The sequence below is a fragment of the Gemmobacter lutimaris genome (assembly GCF_003570715.1).
GTDB classification, from domain to species: Bacteria; Pseudomonadota; Alphaproteobacteria; order Rhodobacterales; family Rhodobacteraceae; genus Gemmobacter; species Gemmobacter lutimaris.
Map to the genome: position 1 here is coordinate 1 of NZ_QXXQ01000042.1, position 3,270 is coordinate 3,270.

Here is a 3,270-nt window from a genome sequence, read left to right on the forward strand (position 1 = left end):
GAAAGGGAAATAACTGACACGGTGGACCCTGTTCTGAAATCCTGACCCTCCAACAACACGGAGGCTTTGGTATGTTTGAAGAAATATTCTTTCCCCCTGCAGCAAAAAGACATCGGGCGGCGGCGCTTGCTGACGAAAGGGCGCGGTATCTGTGCCATCTCAAGGAAGTCGGCACCAGTCGCGCAAGCCTACGAAAATGTGCGAACGATCATCTGAATCTCGTTCTCCATCTGGACCTTAAGGACGGCGAACAGCTTGGTATGGATGATGTGCTGGCCGCAGCATCCACATGGAGCCAGCCACGTGGCCGCCGTAGCGAGACTGCCGCAACCGCAAAAGCTCGCCAACGGTTTATAAGCCATTGCCGCAACCTCTTGCGTCATATCGGCTGGGTACACGAGGTCGAAAAGCCCCGTCATCCCAATCACGACCAGGTTGTTGAATATGAAGACTGGCTGCTCAGGGTGCGTGGTCTTTCGGAAGCCTCGGTCGCCAGTCTTCGTTTAGCTGCAGATCACTTCCTCTTCTGGCTGGCAGAGAGGAATCTGGCACTCGCGGCTGTGAGAATTGTCGACATCGACGGCTCGGTCGCCGCTGAGTTCGAACGCGGAGCATGGTCGCGCAGGACAATCCATAATTATGCCAACAGACTGCGGACCTTTATTGCCTTTGCACAAGACCGCGGATGGTGCCGGTCAGGGTTGGCAGCCGGGATCATGGCTCCGGGCTTCAGACCGGACGAGACCATCCCCAAGGGCATCAAGCGGTCCGACGTCATTCGTTTGCTGGAATCGACCCAAGGAGAAAAACCGTCATGCAAGCGAGACTTTGCTGTTCTGATGCTCTTGGCGAATTATGGCCTGCGGGCCAGCGAAGTCGCCGGATTGACACTTGATGACATTGACTGGGAGAATTCGACGATCCGGGTCCGCTGCACCAAGCCGGGCAGGATTCACATATGGCCGTTGTCGCAGGCCGTCGGGCACGCCATTTTACGCTACATTCGGGACGCCCGGCCCACCAGACATGGCCGATGTCTCTTCCTGACCGCATGTGCGCCGATCAAACCTCTCGGGAGAAAGAATCTCACCAAGTTGGTCTCCGACCGTTTGGCAAAAATAGGGGTGGTATCCGGTCGACGGGGTCCACATGCCCTGCGTCATGCCGCTGCCCAGCACCTTCTTGACCACGGAACGTCGATGAAAGTCATTGGGGACTTCCTCGGCCATCGACACCCTGCTTCCACAGCGATCTATGCGAAAGTTGACCTGAAATCCTTGCGTGAAGTGGCCGCTCTTGACCTGGAGGGGCTGGCATGAACCTGCGCGACGCGATGGAAAACTATGTCGTCTGGCGGCAGGCCCACGGCGCGAAGTTCAACACGGCGCGCAATTTGCTACGCCAGTTCCTGCGACACGCAGATGCCGAAGCCGGCTGTGATGCCGTTACCCAAGCACAGGTCGCGAGCTTTCTTGCTGGTCCCGTGACTCCGCATCGTGAAAACAAGGTGTATGCCCTCACAGGGTTCTGGCAGTTCGCGATCAGTCGCGGCTATGCGACCTCTTCACCTTTGCCCGTCCGGGAACCCAGATCGCGCTACCGGCCTCTGCCCTTTATCTTCACGCACGCAGAGCTTCAGCGTCTTCTTGATCGGGGAAATATCGAAGCCAGCCTGGCTGGGGCAAAGCAATTGACCGCCGACACGTTCAGGATCCTGCTTCTCCTTCTTTATGGCGCCGGGTTGCGCTTCAGCGAGGCGACCGGACTGACCATGGCAGATGTGGACTTGTCGGACGCCATCTTGACGGTTCGCGACACAAAGTTCCAAAAGAGCCGCCTCGTCCCTGTGGGGCCGCATTTGGCGACTGCGCTGGCGGACTACCTGACCACACGCCCGCTCGTCCTCACTGGAGATTGGACGGCAGATTACTTCCTGTCGACGCGAACAGGCACGCGCCTGGCAAGCAGCACCGTTCAGGTCGCGTTCGACAGGCTGCGCGGCATAGCCAGGATTCGTGGCTCCACAGGCCGTCGAGAAGTCCCGCGGATGCATGATCTGCGGCACAGCTTTGCAGTTCACAGTTTGACGGCTTGGTATCGTGGGGCCGCGGACGTGCAGCGCTTGCTGCCGGTTCTTTCGACCTATCTCGGCCATTCCGATCTGGAAGGCACGAAAGTTTATCTCACGATGACGCCGGAACTCCTTCAGCAGGCATCGCTGCGCTTCGAGCAGTTTGCCCAAAAGGGAGCGGGCGCATGACCGATCGCGAAATCCTTGGCCCGTGGCTGCGGCGCTTCTTCGTCGAATATATCGTAACTGAACGGAATCTGGCCCAAAACACCCGCTCCAGCTATCGGGATACGTTCAGCCTGTTTCTGCCCTATGTCAGCCAAAACCTCCACAAGCCTGTCGAGCGGTTGGCCGTGACCGATCTTACTTCCAGTCTGGTTCTGAAGTTCCTCGGTTATCTGGAAACCGACCGGCATTGCTCTGTCCGCACGCGAAATCAACGCCTTGCGGCAATCCGGGCTTTTGCGCGCTATGTCGGCAGCAGAGACCCGGTTCTCGTCGAGTGGTGCGGCCACATCCGAGCAATCGCATCAAAGAAGGCGATGCCGCCAGCAATCGGATGGCTGTCGCGGACTGAAATGGATGCGATGCTCGCGGTTCCGGACAGAAGAACCAGCCAAGGCCGCAGAGAGTATGCGCTGCTGCTCTTCCTTTACAACACCGGCGCTCGTGTCTCTGAGGCGGTCCAGCTGAGGGTGCGCGACCTGAACCTTGCCCGTGCCCGCGGTGGCCATGACCTTGCTACACTCCTTGGAAAGGGTGGCAAGGTGCGCCAATGTCCGCTTTGGCCCGAGACCGAGCAGATATTGACGGCCGAGATCCATGGCCGGGCAGCCGATGCTGCAGTCTTTGTTAGCCGTTTGGGCGAACAATTTACCCGCTTCGGCGTCTACCGGCTGATAGAACGATGCGCCTTGCAAGTGCCGCAACTGGCCAAGCGTGCGATTACGCCCCATGTGATCCGGCACACGACGGCCTGCCATCTGGTTCAGGCCGGGGTGGACATCAATACCATTCGGGCCTGGCTCGGTCATGTCTCGATCAGCACGACCAACATCTATGCTGAAATAGACATGACGATGAAGGCTAACGCCATCGCACTTTGCGAGGTCGGCACACCGATGGGCAGGCGATCATGGAAAGGCGACAAGGACCTGATGGCTTTCCTGAAGTCTTTGTGACTTCTGGAGAACCTCAAG

3 protein-coding genes are annotated in these 3,270 nt (G+C 58.3%); all 3 read left to right on the forward strand.

What is annotated here, in order from left to right:
* Nucleotides 1-71: 71 nt before the first annotated feature.
* Genes D2N39_RS22295 through D2N39_RS22305 form a run of 3 tightly spaced genes read left to right on the forward strand, consistent with a single transcriptional unit; the run spans nucleotide 72 to nucleotide 3,252 of the window.
* Nucleotides 72-1,319, forward strand: coding sequence for a site-specific integrase (locus D2N39_RS22295; protein WP_119136904.1), 1,248 nt, complete (start codon nucleotides 72-74; stop codon nucleotides 1,317-1,319).
* Nucleotides 1,316-2,260, forward strand: coding sequence for a tyrosine-type recombinase/integrase (locus D2N39_RS22300; protein WP_119136905.1), 945 nt, complete (start codon nucleotides 1,316-1,318; stop codon nucleotides 2,258-2,260). The genes D2N39_RS22295 and D2N39_RS22300 overlap by 4 nt, the downstream gene beginning before the upstream one ends.
* Nucleotides 2,257-3,252: a tyrosine-type recombinase/integrase gene (locus tag D2N39_RS22305; protein ID WP_119136906.1), complete on the forward strand. Its 996-nt coding sequence runs from the start codon at nucleotides 2,257-2,259 to the stop codon at nucleotides 3,250-3,252. The genes D2N39_RS22300 and D2N39_RS22305 overlap by 4 nt, the downstream gene beginning before the upstream one ends.
* The last annotated feature ends 18 nt before the right edge of the window (nucleotides 3,253-3,270 follow it).